Here is an 18,143-nt window from a genome sequence, read left to right as displayed (position 1 = left end):
CAGAAAAATTATAGAAGGATAAGATCAACATCGTTATGAAACTTTATGTTGGATTTGATGATACGGATAATGCCGAGGCGGCAATCGGCACAGGAAAGCTGGCCCGTCATTTTGAAGCGCTTCTTCCTGAAAATTGCCGCGTATGGGGTGTAGTCAGACAGCAGCTCCTGGTCGATCCCGCAATTCCTTACACATCTCACAACAGTTCGGCCTGTGTGGTTCTCGATATACCTGATCCCTCGCTGACTGAAACGATTCTTGAACGGGCCCGCGAGCATATCTGTCGAGAGTCCCTGCCGGGAAGCGATCCCGGGCTGTGTCTTGCTCCTGAAAGGCACCCGGACCTGCCAGGTTTGATGGCTTTCGGGCAACGATGCACGGAAAGAATCATGACGCAGAGAGAAGCACTGGAGGCAACCTCCGGGGTTCACCTTTCCGGTCATGGAGGTACGAATGACGGAATTATAGGTGCCGCCGCCGCCGTCGGTCTCACGGCATCGGGTTGGAGTGGAAGATTCATCGAGTTTGGAAATCTGAGAGCCCATCCGGATCAGGTTTCCGTATCTGCATTAACACAATGCGGCATTTCCGTGGTTTCTCTGGATAGAGATGCCATCGTCCCTCATCCGGAAGACACGGTTTTTACCAAAGGATGGTTGCGTCCCAGATTCTGGGGACAGAGAGCGGTCTTGCCCGTAATTCAGACGGGCAAAGGCCGGTGGGAAATTATGGGTGGAAAAAGAGGGAAAAACAACTAACGCATAAGGAGGCTTAACCATGGCAGGCAAGATTTTTTATCGGGAACGTCGGAAAGTCAGTGAAGGGGAAAAGAAGCCGCGGTTTACTCTCGTCGCCGTAACGGATATCGATCTCACCTTCTACCCGAAGCACATGCGCAAACAGGAACTGGAGCAGATCGCCGAGGCGGTGGGGGCAGAACTGGTTTTATTGAAACATGGTGAAAAGGAAGAAGAAGTGGAAGTAAAGGAATAAACGAAGGGAGATTTTCATGGGGCTTTGGCGCGAACGGGACGGACGGCGTCTGCACATAAAGAGTAAACTGATGGGGGAAAGCCTGGTCAGCAAGTCGTTTATGGAAAGCCTCACCATTGCTCCACAGCGAAGGCTGTTCCCGGATGTGGATATTATCAAGATCGGCGGCCAGTCCATCTGTGACCGGGGCGTCAAGGCCCTCCCCCCAATTATTGAAGAAATTGTGGCGAACAAGAAAGAACACAAGATGCTCATCACCACGGGAGGCGGGACCCGCAGCCGGCATATCTATTCCATTGGTCTCGAACTGGGCATGCCGACAGGCATCATTGCCAAATTCGGCAGCTCCATCTCGGAGCAGAATGCCCTGCTGGTGGCCACCCTGCTGTCCTCTTGGGGCGGAATCAAGATCGGCCATGATGAAGTCGTCAAATTGTCGACCTATTTTTCCATGGACTGCATCCCCGTCATGCACGGGATGCCCCCCTATGATTATTTCGCCATGCCGGTAAAAGGGTGGCGCATCCCCGTTCATCGAACGGATGTGGGCACCATCATCCTGGCGGACCTGATCGGCGCGCGAAGCTGCATCTACGTCAAGGATGAAGACGGCCTTTATACGGACGATCCCAAAAAGGACCCCGACGCCGAATTCGTCTCCGAAATCAGCGCTTCCGAACTACTCGCCCGGGATTTTGATGATCTGATCATCGAAAGGCCCTGCCTCGAAGTTCTGCAGAACAGCGAAGTCATCAGCAGCATCCAGATCATCAACGGCCAGAAGCAAGGCAATATCACCCGGGCCCTGAAGGGTGAACATGTAGGAACGATTATTCATAAGGGATAAAGAATTCCCTTACACAGCGTATCTTACCACTTCAATTTTCAGTCTCTCGGAGAGATTCTCTTCGGCAACCGTCAAGCCATAATGGGTCTGGAAGTTCATCCAGCTTTGGGGATCTGTGCCGGAAAAAATGGCCGGTCGCAAGGCCGTGTCCGCCGTTATGGAACGCTTGCCGGTGATGATTTCACCAATATGCCGCTTGGATACCCCAGGGATTTCGCAAGTCTGTGTTGTGTAATTCCCATGGGATTCAGGAAGTCTCCAAGCAGGATTCCGCCCGGGTGAAAGGGCATGCCTGTGAAGTTTGACTTTAAATATTTCCAGGATGAAACATAACGGCACATCATTTCAGGGGAATTGAACCACTAACAGACAAAACGGCGATTGAAAATAAAAAGAGGCAAAGGGGTATGTCAGAAACACTGATGAATACGCGGGAAGTCGCGGAATATCTCGATATTAATGAGAAAAAGGTCTATGCGCTGATCAAGTCCAGGCGGATTCCAGCAACCCGGATAACGGGAAAATGGCTTTTCCCCAAAGATCTGGTGGATGCGTGGCTGCTTGAAGATGCACACGCCGGTCTTACCGAGGCACGGCAGAGGAGCCGACAAATGGGAGGCGCCCTCCTGGCGGCAGGCAGCAATGATCCCGTGCTGGATATTCTGCAGGCCAGCCTGAGGAAAGACCACCCGGAATTTTATATCTTTTCCGCCAGCACAGGAAGCCGGGACGGGCTGCTGGCCTTGAATGCCGGTTACACCGACATCGCCTGGACCCATTTGTGGAACCCTCAGGATGACACCTACAACATCCCTTTCCTGGCCAAATATATGCCGGACAGACGAGGAGTCGTGGTCAATCTTTTCTACCGCGAGCTGGGCCTCGTTACAGGCCGGGGAAATCCGTCAGGCATTCACGGGTTCGATGACCTTGCCCGAGAAGGGGTGCGTTTCATCAATCGTCAGCCAGGGGCTGGAACCCGGGTCCTTCTGGATATCCATCTGGGTCGCCTCGGAATTGAGAAGAGTCAGATTGCCGGTTATGAACAGGAGGCGTTCACCCACCTTGAAGTCGGCCTTGCTGTTCTTTCAGGAAAGGCGGACGTCGGAATCGCTTCCATTGCCATCGCTAATTTTCTGGGTTTAGACTTTGTACCCATAACCCGGGAACGCTTCGATATGGTGCTGGATCAGAACAACTTTTTTGAAAAGCCTGTGCAGCTCCTGATGGACGTTCTCCATGACAAGGCGTTCCGTCAGCGGGTTGGGGGAATGAGCCGTTACGACTTTTCCGATTCCGGACGCATTCTCTATTCGGCATCCTGAGAATCCCGGCAACCGCAGAGACACACCGAAATAGGCAGATCTTCCATGAAACAGGTTACAGAACTTGCCGAAAAAATTGCGGCAGATCCTGCCGTACTCACTCACTGATCGTCCTGTCAGATTATTTCCCGAAATTCTTAGAGGATATGTTGATATGGATAACTTTGGATAAACCATTCACCATGCGTTTAGCCTATGACTGACTCGGATCTCATCATTTCCGAAGCCACATATCAGATAACTCCTGACTTTATTTGTTATGTCAATAATGCAATATTCATTATCCAGATATATCCGTCGAATGTGACACACTTTTCTCCCCCAAAAATAGGAAGATTCATCGCCGTACAGGCAACACCTGGATGAATCATTCGGTTTTGCATCCGCTCAGAAGAAAAGGGGGAGAAAGAGGGATGAATGTTAAACTCTAAAATTTTACAGAAAGGAGATTAATATGAAAAAAATCATTTATATTTCGTCCATTACAGCATTTTTCCTATTGACATTCATCTCTTTCGGCATAGGTGGAGTTGACGCAATGGAGCAGCCGCCGGCTGATGAAGTGCGGCTCACGGCTGACGATCCCGTCGCCAACGCGGAATTCGGCCGTTCCGTTGCGATCGATGGAGATCTCGTTGCTGTGGGGGCAGGCGGGGCTGCGGCTGGCTCTGTGGAAAATGCCGGGGCCGTCTATCTTTTCAAACGCCAGGGTCTGACGTATGTCCCGGAGGAGAAGCTGGTAGCCCCGGATGCGACCAATGGGGCTGAGTTCGGCCGGGCTGTCGCCATCCAGGGAAACATGGTGATCGTCGGAGCCCGCTTTGCACAGGTCGAGGGTTTTTCACAAGCCGGAGCGGCATACATTTTCCGGAAGTATGGAGGATCGTGGCACCTTGAAGAAAAGATTACTTCTCCTACTCCGGCTGATGAGGACAATTTTGGCCGTGCTCTTGCTGTTCACGGAGACCTTCTGGTGATCACTGCTCGTAAAGAGGCCATTAATGAAGAAGACGTAGGGGCCGCATACGTGTATTACTATAGAGACGGGAAATGGATGAATGAGGCAAAGCTCACGGCGAGCGATGCTTCGGCCGGAGCTCATTTCGGGCAATCGGTGACGGCTCGGGGTGACCTGATTGCGATAGGCGCGCGTAATGCCGACCCCAAAGGCGCGGGTGCAGTCTACCTTTTCCGTCAATCCGGGAATGTGTGGGGACAGGTTGCCAAACTGACCCCACCGGGTGGGAACAAGAATGATCACTTTGGCTTTACCGTCGCAATGGTTGGCGATGTAATCGCAGTCGGCGCCCGGAGAGCCGATCCTGACGGCCTGACCGATGCGGGCGCGGCCTATGTCTTTTCCCTGGAGGGAGATTCCTTTGAACTGATCGTCAGGCTTACCGCAAGCGACACAAACGCGGGTGATGAGTTCGGCCAGTCCATCGCCCTTGCCGTAGATGTCATTGCTGTTGGCGCCTGGAAGGATGACATTGAAGGCAAAGCGAATCAAGGTTCGATCTACCTCTTCCATCGGATGGGCAATTTATGGTTTGAGACGGAAAAGTTAACGGCGTCCGATGGGCTGGCCGGTGACGAATTTGGTTATTCTTTATCGGCCTTCGGGAATGACATGGTGACAGGGGCACACTTCGCTGATTTCAACGCGGGAGTTGATTCAAACGAGGGAGCGTCCTACGTGATACCCCTGAAACCGTAAGCATGGAAGATGGTTAACCGGAAATTTACATTAATGCGGCCTTTCCCGCAGACTGCAATACTCATTGGAGGTAACGACCATGAAGAAACAGAAATGGAGTATATTCGCTTTAATTGCCGTTTTCGTAGTCGCTTCCTTTACCCTGTTTTATGGAATCAAAATTTATGCAGCATACAATCATGAAGGAGACGTCGACTCAGCCAACTTCCGCTCGGCTTACCCCAACGCTGTCGGCACCAAACTGGATAGCTGCACTCTGTGCCACAGTGGCGGTTCCTATACGTCAGGAGGAAAAACGACGACTCTTGGCAGTTGCCAGTGGTGCCACTACAAAACGAATTACGGGGCCGACAGTACACCGGAGAATCTGCAGCAGACACTCAATCCCTATTGCCTGGCCTACAAGAGCAATTGGCCCACCCTGGGACGCACCGCTGCAGCCTTGCTGGCAATTAAAGATCTCGATTCCGATGGGGACGCCTATGCGAATCAGATAGAAATCAGCGCGATAACGTATCCCGGGGATGCGATTGATAACCCGGGCAATGTGCCGGCTCCCTCTCTCGTGCTTTCACTCGAAAAACTTGAACAGATGGCCCAGCACACCCAGTTTCTGCTGATGAACGCCAGTAAGTCGGATGACAATTACACGAAATACAACGGTGTCGCCCTGGAGAACCTCATCAAGGCGATCAAGCTGAATTCAGCAACAGGAATCACAGTTTATGCACCGGACGGATTTGCCACATATCACCCCTTTGATCCGAGCAATAATCCCAACGCTTATCATGTTTTCGGCACATATGACTCTTCAATCTTTTATTACAACGAACAGGCGGACATGGCAACCAATCCCTCAACCGGCTGGTGCAATTACAGTTCCCCATCGGCGGCAGGAAGAAGTAACGGTGATGAGATTGTTAACCCTCTTGATTTGAAAATGATTCTGGCTTTTCTGCGGGATGACGAATACCTGACACCGGGAGTGCTGAACCCGCAGAACAAGCTGGATGGAGAAGGCCCATTCAGGGTTGTGCCTCCCCAGAAAAATCCCGGTCCTCCGGATCAGCGTTCCACCGCGTCCAACGCAACCGATCCAAATGTATGGATTTGGCCCTATAATTCAGCTAATGACCATAACGCCGGTTTTTCCTCCCGTACCGTAACCATGATCAGGGTAGAGCCGCTGCCTCCGGGAACAACCGACATCAACACAATGGAAGCCGGGTGGCCCTACGTTGATGAAAAGAAGATCATGATTTATGGCTCCATCGACCCCTATCCCGTAAATAATCTAAATACACACCTGGATTTCCTGATCAATACGATTCAATCTCAAGATGATGCAGCTTTTAAGGTCAAATCGCAGAAAACGGCATTGGTTGAGAAAATCAGGGCCTTGAAGCAACAGGTGCGGCAGGAGCTTATTCCGGTGCACTGAAAAAACTGCAGGAAGACATCCTGGAAAAGACGAATGGATGCTTATCCGGTGCGGTAGATGCGAATGACTGGATCAAGGATCTTGGAGTCCAGAAGCAACTCTGTTCTGAAATTCAAACAATCTGGATTGCGCTCATCGTCCTCGGCGCATAACTTCAGAATCAGGTCGTTCAATCAGCCGGCTGCCGGCGCCGTTGGCTTCATCCGGCAGCCGGCTGAAACACAGCATGCACTTGATATGCGGTTAGAGGAACCGTTCAGCCTTTGTGATGGTCTTCATCCCCTTCAACCTCTCCAGCCCATGACGACAGGCTTCGAATGCATCTTTGCTTGACGGGGAACTGACGGCAACCAGGGAGATAATGTCGCCGAGCTCCAGGGTTCCTGTTCGCCGCACAAGAAGCACATCCTCGATATCCCACTGCCGTTTCATGTCCGAAGAAATAGCAGACAGTTCTCCCTCCATATCTCCGACGCGTTCAAAGTGGATCCCTTCGGAAACACTGCTGCCGACCTTCTGCTTGACCACCGCATAGTGCAACAGGACGCTGCCGCCTCTGGATTTTTCGATTTTTTCAAACATCGTCGCCGGATCAATCGGATCTTTTGAAACGATGACCATTTTGCATGCTCCTCAAAAGTAACTGTCAGCTGCCTGCCGGATATCAAGTTGCGAAGTTCGGAAAAGATCCCCTGTATTCTTTTCCCCCTGGGTTCGAAGCTTCGGAGTGCAAAAACGAATCTCATGGCGTGCCTCACATCTCGGGCAGGAATGCTCGAGATGGATTTCCAGGCATTTGATGCCCCTGACGTTCCAGAGACGGCGTTCCAGCGTGCCCCGACACTCACATGAGTAAGGGGATACAACGTCGAGGAGCAGTTGGTCGAACATGACTTCCTCGACTTTAAAATCAAAGATTCCATCGTCTCGCAGCGATTGCAGGAGATCCAAAATGAATCGATAGGTTTCCGGCGCCTTGCGGAGGGCCAGCTCGCGGCCTGCCGGCGTTGCCATACAATCCGCTGCGTGGCGCGCATAGGTCAGTTCCGCGGTTAATTGATAGAGCATGTTCGCAGACACGCCTTTGCCCCGGAGACCGGTCTTGATAAAATAGTTGGCGATTCCGAGGAATCCGAGCTTGTCCAGATTATCGGCATCGAACAAAACCCGGGTCAAAGGAGTTTGATTTTCGCCATCCCGGTATAGCTGTTGGAAGGATCTGGCGATCCGATCGACAATATCCCGATCTAAATCATGCTTACCCGCAAGCTCCACCAATATATCCACGGAACGCTCTTCTTCCGGTCGGTCGTCCTGATGATAAGTTCCGCCCGAGAATTTGCCGGCGTCATGAAACAGGCCTGCCAGTCTGCAGGTTGCAGGATCGAGCCCTTCACTCCGCCCGAGCTTTTCGGCCAACCGCGCCACCCGAACCAGATGATGCCACAGGCTGCCATCTCCCCGGCCTTTTCCGCTGTATCTGGCTTCCTCTTCTTTGACATGACTTTCGAGTGCAGCCTCTACCGATTTGAACTTATCGCTGGCAGAAAGCGATCCAGGCTCCCGGCAAGTTTGGTATCTCATGACCGTCCTTTTGGATACCCCCAATTCATTGCGTCAATAACGACCGGCGTCACATGTAGAACATTTACATCTTTTCCTTCACACCGTAAAGCTGAATTTTAACTATTTTATGAATAAAATCGACCCCTTATATTACATTTAGCACAATAGAAAAACAGCGCTGTTGATCATCCACTTTTACCTGCAGAACCGGGTGAACGGAGGGCTCAAATATCACAATTACAACAACCAGCCTGATATTCGTCTTGAGATTGCGACTTTTACGACACGAGGTTTGGCCGTTTGAATAATGCTTAGAAATTGTTCAGACCATACGGACTCATCGATTTCCCGCTTAAGGAGAAGAACCACATCATGATTGCGTGAATATTTTCTTATTTTTAAAGGATATATTGAATCGAAAGGGAGTATCCGGGCTATGACTCCCGGAAGCCGGGTGTTCTGTCTGAATGTTGCAGCGGATAAGAGATCCTGATTTTCCTGATCATGAACAGAAACTTATTTTTCCCGGGTTTAGCCCCCTATCTGGCTCATTTTACGAGGGTTGTCCTTCCCCCACCCAGCATCCATATGATGTTCATAGGGCTTGAGAAGGATCGCTTCAATAAAAAGCTGTTTAAGATCTTCATCACTGGGCTTGCTCTGAAGGGCTTTTTTTAAATCGATTTCTCGCTTATCGTATAAACAGCCTCGCAGTTTTCCATCGGCAGTCATACGTAACCGGTTGCATTCAGAACAGAATTTATGACTCATGGGGGTGATGAATCCGATCGTGCCCCGTCCGCCGGCAAGCTTGAAATATCGGGCAGGACCGCTTCCTTTAACTAACTTCGTCGGGGTCAGCTCATAGCGTTGTTCAATCTTTTCTTTAATCTGCTCAGAAGTAATCATGCGGTCCTTTTTCCAGAATAACAAATCTCCAATCGGCATGAATTCAATGAACCGGATGTGCAGCGGAAAATCAAAGGCAAGATCCGCAAAATCCAGAAGCTCATCATCATTGAATCCCCTGATGACCACGGTATTGATTTTAACCGGTTCCAGCCCGAGTTCCAGGGCTTTGAAAATGGCCTTCCTCACATCTGCCAGATGATCCCGACGTGAAATATATCTGAATTTTTCAGATACCATCGTATCCATGCTGAAATTTACCCGATCCAATCCAGCGGCTTTTAATTGCTCTGCCATATCTGCAAATAAAACCCCATTGGTAGTCATGGCAATATCGTCAATTTCCGGGACTTCAGAAATAAAGCCGATCAGTCGGGCAATGTCTTTACGTACCAGCGGCTCGCCACCGGTCAGCCGAATCTTACGAATACCCACCCCAGCGGCAACTTTAACCGACCTGACGATGTCTTCCAGACTCAAAATTTCCCTGTGGTCAAGCTTGGAAATACCCTCTTCGGGCATACAATACCGGCACCGTAAATTACATCGATCAGTCACGGATATACGCAGGTAATTTATATTCCGGTTATAAGTATCCAACATATCTATCACTTTCTTTCACCTATCATGCCTCTATTTTGAAGATTTAACACCGAGGATGTAACTGAATAAAATATATGCAGCGCACCTTCTTATGTCAAGATATGAATAAGCTGTCGTATTGGCTCAAAGGAAATGCCAGCGAATGTCAACCTGGAATCTTAAAGAATGGTATCTATTTGTTTTCATAGTACGAATACATTGCTTTTCCGCTCCCTCGATCCGGCAGAAGGCTCATCTCTCATTTTTCCTGAAAGAAAGATGTCCCGGCAAAGTAATTGGAATGGCATTCATTTTTTGGAAATAAAGCGGAGGGGGTTGAATAATTTTTTTCGTCTTGACATCATGCAATTCACGACATAAGGTTCATCGACTTTAGAAATTCTCTTGAATCCTTCAAAGTCACTCTGCCTCAAAGATTTCACATTTAAGGAGAAGAATCACACCATGACAGCACGTAATATTTTGTCTTACTCTTATGAGGAGTATGTTGAAAAAATAACGGCCTTTCACGGCTATCCCGCCCCCGGCGTGCTCATCGGGGGATTCATGGTGGACCTGGCGGTTAAAAATCTCCCGGAGGGGATCCTCTATGACGCCATCTGCGAAACGAGAACCTGTCTCCCCGATGCCGTCCAGCTTTTGACCCCCTGCACTTTCGGCAATGGATGGCTCACTGTTCTTCCCATGGGTCTGTTTGCAGTCAGCCTGTATGACAAGTTTACGGGTGAAGGGGTGCGTGTCTTCCTGGATGTCGAGAAAATGGGGCCATGGCAGGAGATTCGAAACTGGTTTCTGAAATTGAAAACCAAAAAAGAACAGGATAGCGAAAGGCTCTTTAAAGAAATCCGTGAGGCCGGACCAGACATCCTCGAACTTCGGAACGTAAAGCTTAAACCAGGTTTTCTTGAGAAAAAGCACAAGGGGAAAATTGTCCTCTGCCCCCAGTGCCGGGAAGCTTATCCGGCCCAGGATGGGGAACTCTGCCTGAGCTGCCAGGGAGGGTCGCCTTATCTTTAATGTAAAAAAGGCGCTCCCTGCTGCATATCTGGGAACGCCATGATCCCTTTCAACTTCAAAACAGGGAAAACCGGGCATGCCGCTTTCAACTCTCCAGTGAGCAAAGCCCCCCGGCCAGTTCCGCATTATATCAGCGCAGGCATATATTCCTTGACACCAGCCCTTTCTCTCTTATACAGGGAAAAAATAAAAAAGGATGTGGCACGATGAAAGATGAAATCGTCAAGATCGAGAAACTCGAAGATATCATTGACCGGGAGATGGAAAGACACCCTCACAGTCAACCCCTCCTGCAGGCGTTCCGTCACGTGATTCTGGCAAGAAACCGCATTCTGGAAGGATTGCAGCTGGCGGAAAGCGAGCCCCTGGTTCTTGACGATATCCGCTTCCAGGGAGGCGTTCCCGTCATCGCGCAGTATCCTCTGATTCGGGAGGATGATCCCTGGAAAGACATTGTCCAGGCCATGATTCCTGCCGTTCAGGAAGGCTTTCCCGATCTTCGGGAGGATCTTGATCGTCTTGGAAACGCCCTTCAAGCGGATGATTTCGATCTCTATGATTATTTCAGGCGGAATTCGGAAGAGCAACAGGATCTTCTCTCCATCTGGGCCGGAACGATTTCCATTGCCGCGGAACGAATCGGCTTTATTCTGAATCAGGCTTCAAGAATCGTTCTCGAAAAGAGAGCCGGAGATATCGCGGAGCAGATCGAAGCGCTCCACTGGGAAAAGGGCTACTGCCCCATCTGCGGATCGTTCCCCTCCCTGGCCGTCATTGGGGAGAAGATCGGCGAGCGCCGGCTCCATTGTTCCCGTTGCGGGCACAACTGGCGCTTCAGTCGGGTTATCTGTCCCTATTGTGAACGTGAGGCGCAGCAGGAAATGAATTTTTTCTATATTGAAGATAAACCCCAGGAGTCCGCCTTCACATGCGAAGAGTGCCAGCGCTACCTGATCACCCTGAACCGGGTAAGTGACCTGAACGATCGTGATCTGGATGTTTCGGCCCTCGGCCTCACCCATCTCGATATCATTCTGCAGGAGAAACATTTCGTCCCCATGACAGTAACCGACTGGAATGTTTTTTAATTTCAAAAGATGCCTGCGGATTCAATTAATATTTGAATTTCTTTTCTTTTTTCCCTCCTTTCATAATCCGGCAAATTGCCGGATTATGCTAATCTTAATATAAGTCATCGACTTTCTTGACAAAATACGGAATTTTCTCCTTGACGGTAAGACAAAAAAGACATAGTTGTCTTCTACTATAGGTCATTATAGACATATTTCATAAGGAGGTAACCATGGACATCACAAGGAGAGGTTTCTTGAACCTGTCCGGCGTTGTAGGATCAGGCATTGCCTTATCCTCTCTGGGCATCAGTTTGAAACCTGCCAGAGCTTACGCAGATGAGCTCAACAAGATGAATCGGGTCAAGGCGGCAAAACAGGTAACGACGATATGCGCTTACTGTTCTGTCGGCTGCGGCCTCATTTGCAGTGTTGATAAGCTGACCGGGAAAATCTTCAATATCGAAGGCGACGCCGATCATCCCATCAACGAGGGGTCCCTTTGCGCCAAAGGTGCAGGGTTCTTCGATCTTACAGAGGCTAACAAGCATCGTCTGACCAAGGTGCTTTATCGTAAGCCTTATGGAACGGAATGGGAGGAAAAAGACTGGGACTTTGCACTTTCCCGGATTGCCCGACTGATCAAGGATACACGCGATAAGGATTTTGTGGTGAAAAATGCCAAGGGCGAACTGGTCAACCGCTGCGAGTCGATCGGTCATTACGGCAGTTCCAACGTGGACAACGAGGAATGCTGGATCATGAGCGTCAAGTGCCGCGCTCTGGGTTTGGTCTATATAGACCATCAGGCCCGGGTCTGACACAGTCCCTCTGTAGCGGCTCTGGGAGAGTCGTTCGGACGCGGTTCCATGACGAACCACTACTGTGATTTAAAGAATGCCGACGTTATCCTCATTATGGGCAGTAATGCCGCCGAGCATCACCCCATCGCCTTCAAGTGGATATTGAGGGCAAAGGAAAAAGGCGCCACGATCATTCACGTTGATCCCCGTTATACCAGGACATCCGCCCGCTGTGATTTTCACGTTCCTCTTCGCTCCGGTACCGATATTGCCTTTCTGGGCGGTATGATCAATTATATTCTGGAAAAAGATAAATACTTCAAAGATTACGTACTCAATTACACCAACGCTTCATTTATTATCGGTGAAGACTATTCCTTTAATGACGGACTGTTCTCCGGTTATGACGCTCAGAAAAGAAAATACGATAAAGCAACGTGGGTGCTGGAAAAAGACGGCAGCGGCCTTCCCAAAAGGGATATGACGTTGAGCAATCCCCGCTCAGTTTTCCAGATGCTGAAAAATCATTACTCCCGTTACACCCTGGACAAGGTTTCCAGCATCACCGGCGTGTCGAAAGAAAACCTCCTGAAGGTTTATGAAATCTACAGCGCCACCGGTGTTCCGGACAAGGCCGGGACGGAATGCTACGCCCTGGGTTGGACACATCATACAGTGGGAAGCCAGAACATCCGCACTATGGCGATAATCCAGCTGCTGCTGGGCAATATGGGCATCGCCGGCGGCGGCATCAACGCACTGCGCGGTGAACCCAACGTGCAGGGTTCGACGGACCATTGTATTTTGTATGGCAATCTGCCCGGCTATCTGAAGATGCCGTCGGCTTCACTGGAATCTTTGGATCATTATCTGGAAAAATACACACCGGTATCGAAAGATCCCCAGTCGGCCAACTACTACTCGAATTATCCGAAATTCTTTGTCAGCTTCCTGAAATCTCTGTGGGACGACAAGGCTACCAAAGAAAACGGTTTTGGTTACAACTGGATGCCCAAGATGGACGACGGGAAGCACTATTCCACGATGCACATGGTCGATGCGATGTACGAGGGCAAGGTTAAAGGCTACTTCTGCGTTGCCGCGGATACAGCCGTCAGCACTCCGAATTCCAACAAAGTCCGCAAGGCGATGGAAAATCTCGACTGGCTGGTGGGTGAAAATATTTTCAACAACGAAACCTACGAATTCTGGAGAGGTCCCGGCGTCGATCCCAAGAAGATCAAAACGGAATGCTTCCTCCTGCCCGCTTCTGCAACAATGGAAAAGGAAGGCTCGCAGAGCAATTCCGGCCGCTGGGTGCAGTGGAAATACAAGGCAGCCGATGCTCCCGGTGACGGAATTCCCGTAGGCGAGATCGAGATTAAGATTATGGCGGCTGTCAAGAAGCTGTATGAAAAGGAAGGCGGTCCCAATGCCGAGGCCATTACCAATCTCAAGTGGGATTATCTGGACAGCAAAGGACATATGGATGTATTAAAAGTATCCCATCAAATCAATGGCCGTTTCACAGAGGATACGGTGATAGAAGATAAGGCCAAAGGCACAAAGACCGAATTCAAAAAGGGTCAACTGGTACCGACTTTCGGCAATCTTCAGGCCGATGGTAAGACCGCTTGCGGTAACTGGATCATGTCCGGCAGCTATACCGCCGACGGCATCAATAAGATGCAGTCCAGGGGTAAGGAAGATCCGACCGGATTGGGCCTCTTCCCGAACTGGTCATTTGCCTGGCCGGTTAACCGCCGCATCATTTACAATCGTGCATCCTGCGATGTGAATGGCAAGCCCTACAATCCCAAACGCAAACTCCTGGAATGGAAGGGAGATAAATGGGTGGGTGACGTACCGGATGGCCCCTGGCCGCCGATGGCGGATAAGGAGAAAGGTAAATATCCTTTCATCATGAAACAGGATGGAGTGGCTTCTCTGTTCGGACCCGGCATGGTCGACGGTCCCTTCCCCGAGCATTACGAGCCGCTGGAAAGCCCGCTGACGAAGAATCCCATGTCTTCGCAGCTCATTAATCCGGCCATTGAAATCTTTAAAGGCGAAATGGATAAGGTCGCCAGCGCCAGCGAGAAGTTTCCGTATGTCTGTACAACGTATTCCTGCACGGAACACTGGTGCACCGGTGCTTTGACCCGTTGGCAGGCCTGGCTCTTGGAAATGCAGCCGGAACTCTACGTGGAAATTAGCGAGCAACTGGCCAAGGAGAAAGGCATTCAAAACGGCGCGCGCGTCAAGGTTTCTTCTGTGCGCGGCGAAGCTCCCTGTGTCGCCATGGTAACGAAGCGCTTTAAACCGTTTACGGTCGAAGGAAAAACTGTTCATCAAGTCGGTATGCCCTTCAATTACGGCTGGCTCTTCCCCGAGGATGGTTCAGGCGGAGACAGCACGAATATGTTAACCCCAACCGCTGGCTGTGCGAACACCTTCTGCCCCGAGTACAAGGCGTTCATGGTCAACGTAGAAAAGGCATAGGGGGGAGACGATGAAAACTGAATTCGTAAAACTGATCGATGTAACGTTGTGCACGGCCTGCCGAGGCTGTCAGGTCGCCTGCAAACAGTGGAATGAAATGCCCGGGCTGAGAACGAAACAGCAGGGCAGTTATCAGAATCCGCCGGATCTCCAGTGGAACACCTGGACCCTGATCCGGTTTCAGGAGTACGCCCCTAAAGACGGCGAATTCAAATGGCTTTTCCGGAAAGACGGCTGCATGCACTGCACCGATGCAGCCTGCGTCAAGGTGTGCCCCAGCGGCGCCCTGTATCACACGGAATACGGAACCGTGGGCATCAACCAGGCAAAGTGCATCGGCTGCAAGTACTGCATCTCCGCCTGTCCCTTCGATGTTCCCCGCTATAACCCGGAAACGGACAAGGTTTACAAATGCGATCTCTGCTACACCCGCCTCCAGGGGGATCAGCAGCCGGCCTGCGTCAAATCCTGCCCGACTGGAGCCCTTACCATCGGCCTTAAGGACGTCATGATCAAGAAGGCCTATGCCCGGGTGAAGGAGCTTGGTGGTGACGCCAACGTCTATGGAGACAAGTTCGTCGATGGCACCCACGTGATTTATGTCCTGGGTGAAAAACCCGAAGTGTACGAGCACCTGCCGAAGAGCCCCAGCGTGCCGGTCACAACCATGCTTTGGAAGGACATCCTCAAACCTCTGAGTCTCCTGTCTGCCGGCGGCGTGATTGCAGGCTCGTTCCTGCATTACATCATTCACGGACCCAAACTGCCTGACGAAGAACAGGGTCAAGAACCGAAGGGAGGGGAATAACCATGAGAAAAGGATTGATTCAAGCGACGGACTCCTTTGAAAGGATCGTGCACTGGTGTCTGGCTGTTTCTTGCCTGATCCTGTGCTTTTCGGGACTGGGAATAATGTTCCATTCCCTGAATTTTCTCGGTGAACCTTTCGGCGGGCTGAAATCACTGAAATATATTCATAACTTTACGGCGCTCTTCTTCATCCTGTCCCTGTTCTTTTCTGTTCGCATGTGGTGGAAGGAAGCGGGGATCTTTGTTTTTCCTGAGGATCTGGACTGGATCAAAAGCGCGGGCGGTTATCTGTGGCATGTGGACAAGGTTCCCGAGGTGGGCAAGTACAATCCCGGTCAGAAGATGTTCTTTCTGGTCGTGGCTCTCGGCGGAGCCGCCATGGTTCTGTCAGGGCTGATCATGCTCTTTCCGTTGAGCATCCCGGCCGCCCTCGTGAGACTGATGTACCTGATCCATGCCGCGGGATTTGTGGCGATTTTCGCCTTCTTCTTCATTCACCTCTACCTGGGAACCGTGGGCTCCCCGGGATCGCTGCCCGCCATGACGACGGGCTGGGTAACCCGCGCCTGGCTTAAGAAACAGCACCCCAAGTGGCTCAAGGAAATGGAAGAACACGGAACACTGGTCGTCTATGGGGAAGAAAAATCTTCATCACATGGACATTAAGTCTGTGAACATGACCTGTCATTAGCAAGGAAAGAAGGGGGGGACACGTCCTTCTTTCCTGTCAGGCTGGTGAGAGGGATGCCTTAATCGAAAGGAGAAGAAGAAATCCAGTTATGATCACGGAACAGTTAAAAAATGACATTCACCGGCTTCTAGGCCGGTATCCCGAAAAACAATCGGCGCTCATGCCGGCGTTGATGCTCGCTCAGAAAGAAAATGCCAACCGGCTCGATCAGGATGACATTCGAACCGTTGCAGAACTTGTCGACGTGCCCTTCGGTAAAGCTTACGGCCTCGCCACGTACTACTCGATGTACAATGTGGAGAAACCGGTGGGCCGGTATCATCTTCAGGTGGATACAAATATCCCGGCCACCCTCATGGGGGCGGGGGAAATCCTCGACCATCTTGAAAAGACCCTGAATATCAGGGCGGGAGAAACAACACCCGACGGACTGTTTACCCTGTCGGAGGTGGAATGCCTCGCCTCCTGCGGAACCTGCCCCGTTATCCAGGTTAATGATGTCTATTACGAGAACATGACGCGGGAAAAAGTCGACTCTCTGCTGGATTCCCTCAGAAAAGGAATGATGCCGGAAAGTGAAACGATCTATTCCTTCGGCAGCGTCTGCAACGTCCTGCTGAAAAATCGCGGTGTGAAGGATGCCACGGCGCTTGCTGTCGCAAAAGGCAACGGAGCCTATCAGGCCCTGGCCAAGGCCGGGACCATGAAACCGGAAGAGATTCTGGAAGAAGTGAAAAAGGCCAATCTGCGGGGACGCGGCGGCGCCGGCTTCCCGGCTGGCGTCAAGTGGGGCTTCATCCCGAAGGATACGGACAAACCGGTTTACCTGATCTGCAATGCTGATGAAGGGGAACCGGGAACCTACAAAGACCGGCAGATCATGGAATACGATCCGCACCTGCTGATCGAGGGAATGGCCATCGCCGCCCGCGCTATCGGAGCCCGGCAAGCCTTTATTTATATCCGGGGCGAATTCGCATGGATCGCGGACATCCTGGAAAAAGCCATAGGCGAAGCGAAGGCGGACGGTCAGCTCTCTGAATTGGACATTATCGTTCATCGTGGCGCAGGGGCCTATGTCTGCGGTGAGGAAACGGCGCTGATCGAATCCATCGAAGGCAAGCGGGGACAGCCTCGCATCCGGCCGCCTTTCCCCGCCGTGGAAGGATTATATGGGTGTCCCACCATCGTCAACAATGTGGAAACACTGGCCAGCGTACCTTTCATCATCGAAAAGGGTGCGGAAGCCTTCAAGCAGTGGGGATTCGAGAACAATTACGGCTTCAAACTGTTCGGGATCAGCGGCTGCGTAAACAAACCCGGGGTGTATGAATACCCTCTTGGTGTTTCGTTCAACGAACTGATGGAAGCCGCCGGCGGCGTGAAAGGAAAACTGAAGGCCGCCATCGTGGGTGGTCTTTCCGTCGCCATCCTGAAAGCCGAAGAGCTTCAGGATCTGACGATGGATTATGATTCCTGCGCAAAACATGGAACAGGCCTGGGTTCGGGTGGAATCATGGTCATCAGCGAAGATTTTTCCATCCCTGAGCTTGCCTTGAGAACCATTAAATTTTACGCCCATGAGTCCTGCGGCAAGTGCGTTCCCTGCCGGGAAGGCTCCTATACCCTCGTCAAAATTCTCCACAAACTCCTTTCCGGACAGGGAGAGGCTGCGGACATCGAGAAGATCCTCGGGATCTGCAATACCGTCCGGGGATTGACCCTGTGTCCTACAGGGGAAGCTTTTGCTGTGCCCATTCAAGCGATGGTCGAAAAATTCCGTTCCGAGTTCGATGCACTGATTAAAAAGTAAGATGATGATCACAGATCAAGGAGAGAGGGAATATTC

Annotated in this window: 15 protein-coding genes and 1 pseudogene; 12 read left to right on the top strand and 4 right to left on the bottom strand. The window is 51.0% G+C overall.

What is annotated here, in order from left to right; genetic code table 11:
* Nucleotides 1-35 precede the first annotated feature (35 nt).
* The 3 genes from SYN_RS00760 to SYN_RS00750 are packed head-to-tail and all read left to right on the top strand — an operon-like array spanning nucleotide 36 to nucleotide 1,840.
* Complete coding sequence (locus tag SYN_RS00760) at nucleotides 36-758, top strand: hypothetical protein (protein ID WP_011416074.1); 723 nt, start codon at nucleotides 36-38, stop codon at nucleotides 756-758.
* Between the two features lie 19 nt (nucleotides 759-777).
* Entirely contained in the window at nucleotides 778-993 is a 216-nt protein-coding gene (locus tag SYN_RS00755) for a hypothetical protein (protein ID WP_011416073.1), read from the top strand.
* A 16-nt stretch (nucleotides 994-1,009) separates the two neighbouring features.
* A complete protein-coding gene (locus tag SYN_RS00750; RefSeq protein ID WP_011416072.1) occupies nucleotides 1,010-1,840 on the top strand; it encodes a uridine monophosphate kinase in 831 nt (276 codons plus the stop codon).
* Between the two features lie 9 nt (nucleotides 1,841-1,849).
* Here SYN_RS00750 and SYN_RS16960 read toward each other — a convergent pair.
* Nucleotides 1,850-2,130: pseudogene (locus tag SYN_RS16960) on the bottom strand (HigA family addiction module antitoxin).
* Between the two features lie 117 nt (nucleotides 2,131-2,247).
* Here SYN_RS16960 and SYN_RS00740 point away from each other — a divergent pair.
* From SYN_RS00740 to SYN_RS00730, 3 genes are all read left to right on the top strand, one after another.
* Nucleotides 2,248-3,165, top strand: coding sequence for a helix-turn-helix transcriptional regulator (locus SYN_RS00740; RefSeq protein ID WP_011416070.1), 918 nt, complete (start codon nucleotides 2,248-2,250; stop codon nucleotides 3,163-3,165).
* 454 nt (nucleotides 3,166-3,619) lie between these two features.
* Nucleotides 3,620-4,882 carry an FG-GAP repeat protein gene (locus SYN_RS00735; RefSeq protein WP_011416069.1) on the top strand — a complete coding sequence of 421 codons (1,263 nt, stop codon included), beginning with the start codon at nucleotides 3,620-3,622 and terminating at the stop codon, nucleotides 4,880-4,882.
* Between the two features lie 79 nt (nucleotides 4,883-4,961).
* Nucleotides 4,962-6,323, top strand: a complete 1,362-nt coding sequence (locus SYN_RS00730; RefSeq protein WP_041584561.1) for a GEGP motif-containing diheme protein — start codon at nucleotides 4,962-4,964, stop codon at nucleotides 6,321-6,323.
* Between the two features lie 243 nt (nucleotides 6,324-6,566).
* On the opposite strand, the gene SYN_RS00725 is transcribed toward SYN_RS00730, so the two are convergent.
* From SYN_RS00725 to moaA, 3 genes are all read right to left on the bottom strand, one after another.
* Nucleotides 6,567-6,944: a molybdenum cofactor biosynthesis protein MoaE gene (locus tag SYN_RS00725; protein ID WP_011416067.1), complete on the bottom strand. Its 378-nt coding sequence runs from the start codon at nucleotides 6,942-6,944 to the stop codon at nucleotides 6,567-6,569.
* A 12-nt stretch (nucleotides 6,945-6,956) separates the two neighbouring features.
* The gene (locus tag SYN_RS00720) at nucleotides 6,957-7,907 is read right to left on the bottom strand and encodes an HD domain-containing protein (RefSeq protein WP_041584560.1); all 951 of its coding nucleotides are present in this window, start codon (nucleotides 7,905-7,907) and stop codon (nucleotides 6,957-6,959) included.
* Between the two features lie 513 nt (nucleotides 7,908-8,420).
* On the bottom strand, nucleotides 8,421-9,401 hold the full coding sequence (moaA, locus tag SYN_RS00715; protein ID WP_041584559.1) for a GTP 3',8-cyclase MoaA: 981 nt from the start codon (nucleotides 9,399-9,401) through the stop codon (nucleotides 8,421-8,423).
* A 444-nt stretch (nucleotides 9,402-9,845) separates the two neighbouring features.
* On the opposite strand from moaA, the gene SYN_RS00710 reads away from it, so the two are divergent.
* The 6 genes from SYN_RS00710 (at nucleotide 9,846) to nuoF (ending at nucleotide 18,107) form a co-directional block, all read left to right on the top strand.
* Nucleotides 9,846-10,418 carry an FmdE family protein gene (locus SYN_RS00710; protein ID WP_011416063.1) on the top strand — a complete coding sequence of 191 codons (573 nt, stop codon included), beginning with the start codon at nucleotides 9,846-9,848 and terminating at the stop codon, nucleotides 10,416-10,418.
* A 206-nt stretch (nucleotides 10,419-10,624) separates the two neighbouring features.
* Nucleotides 10,625-11,506 carry a formate dehydrogenase accessory protein FdhE gene (locus SYN_RS14895; protein ID WP_011416062.1) on the top strand — a complete coding sequence of 294 codons (882 nt, stop codon included), beginning with the start codon at nucleotides 10,625-10,627 and terminating at the stop codon, nucleotides 11,504-11,506.
* Between the two features lie 215 nt (nucleotides 11,507-11,721).
* Nucleotides 11,722-14,793 carry a formate dehydrogenase-N subunit alpha gene (fdnG, locus tag SYN_RS00695; RefSeq protein WP_083756395.1) on the top strand — a complete coding sequence of 1,024 codons (3,072 nt, stop codon included), beginning with the start codon at nucleotides 11,722-11,724 and terminating at the stop codon, nucleotides 14,791-14,793.
* Nucleotides 14,794-14,803: 10 nt separating this feature from the next.
* The gene (locus tag SYN_RS00690) at nucleotides 14,804-15,601 is read left to right on the top strand and encodes a 4Fe-4S dicluster domain-containing protein (RefSeq protein ID WP_011416059.1); all 798 of its coding nucleotides are present in this window, start codon (nucleotides 14,804-14,806) and stop codon (nucleotides 15,599-15,601) included.
* 2 nt (nucleotides 15,602-15,603) lie between these two features.
* Nucleotides 15,604-16,269: a formate dehydrogenase subunit gamma gene (locus tag SYN_RS00685; protein ID WP_011416058.1), complete on the top strand. Its 666-nt coding sequence runs from the start codon at nucleotides 15,604-15,606 to the stop codon at nucleotides 16,267-16,269.
* A 113-nt stretch (nucleotides 16,270-16,382) separates the two neighbouring features.
* The gene (gene nuoF / locus SYN_RS00680) at nucleotides 16,383-18,107 is read left to right on the top strand and encodes an NADH-quinone oxidoreductase subunit NuoF (RefSeq protein ID WP_011416057.1); all 1,725 of its coding nucleotides are present in this window, start codon (nucleotides 16,383-16,385) and stop codon (nucleotides 18,105-18,107) included.
* Nucleotides 18,108-18,143: the final 36 nt, after the last annotated feature.

The organism is Syntrophus aciditrophicus SB (genome assembly GCF_000013405.1).
Taxonomy (GTDB): domain Bacteria; phylum Desulfobacterota; class Syntrophia; order Syntrophales; family Syntrophaceae; genus Syntrophus; species Syntrophus aciditrophicus.
This window is presented reverse-complemented; position numbering and strand designations above follow the sequence as displayed.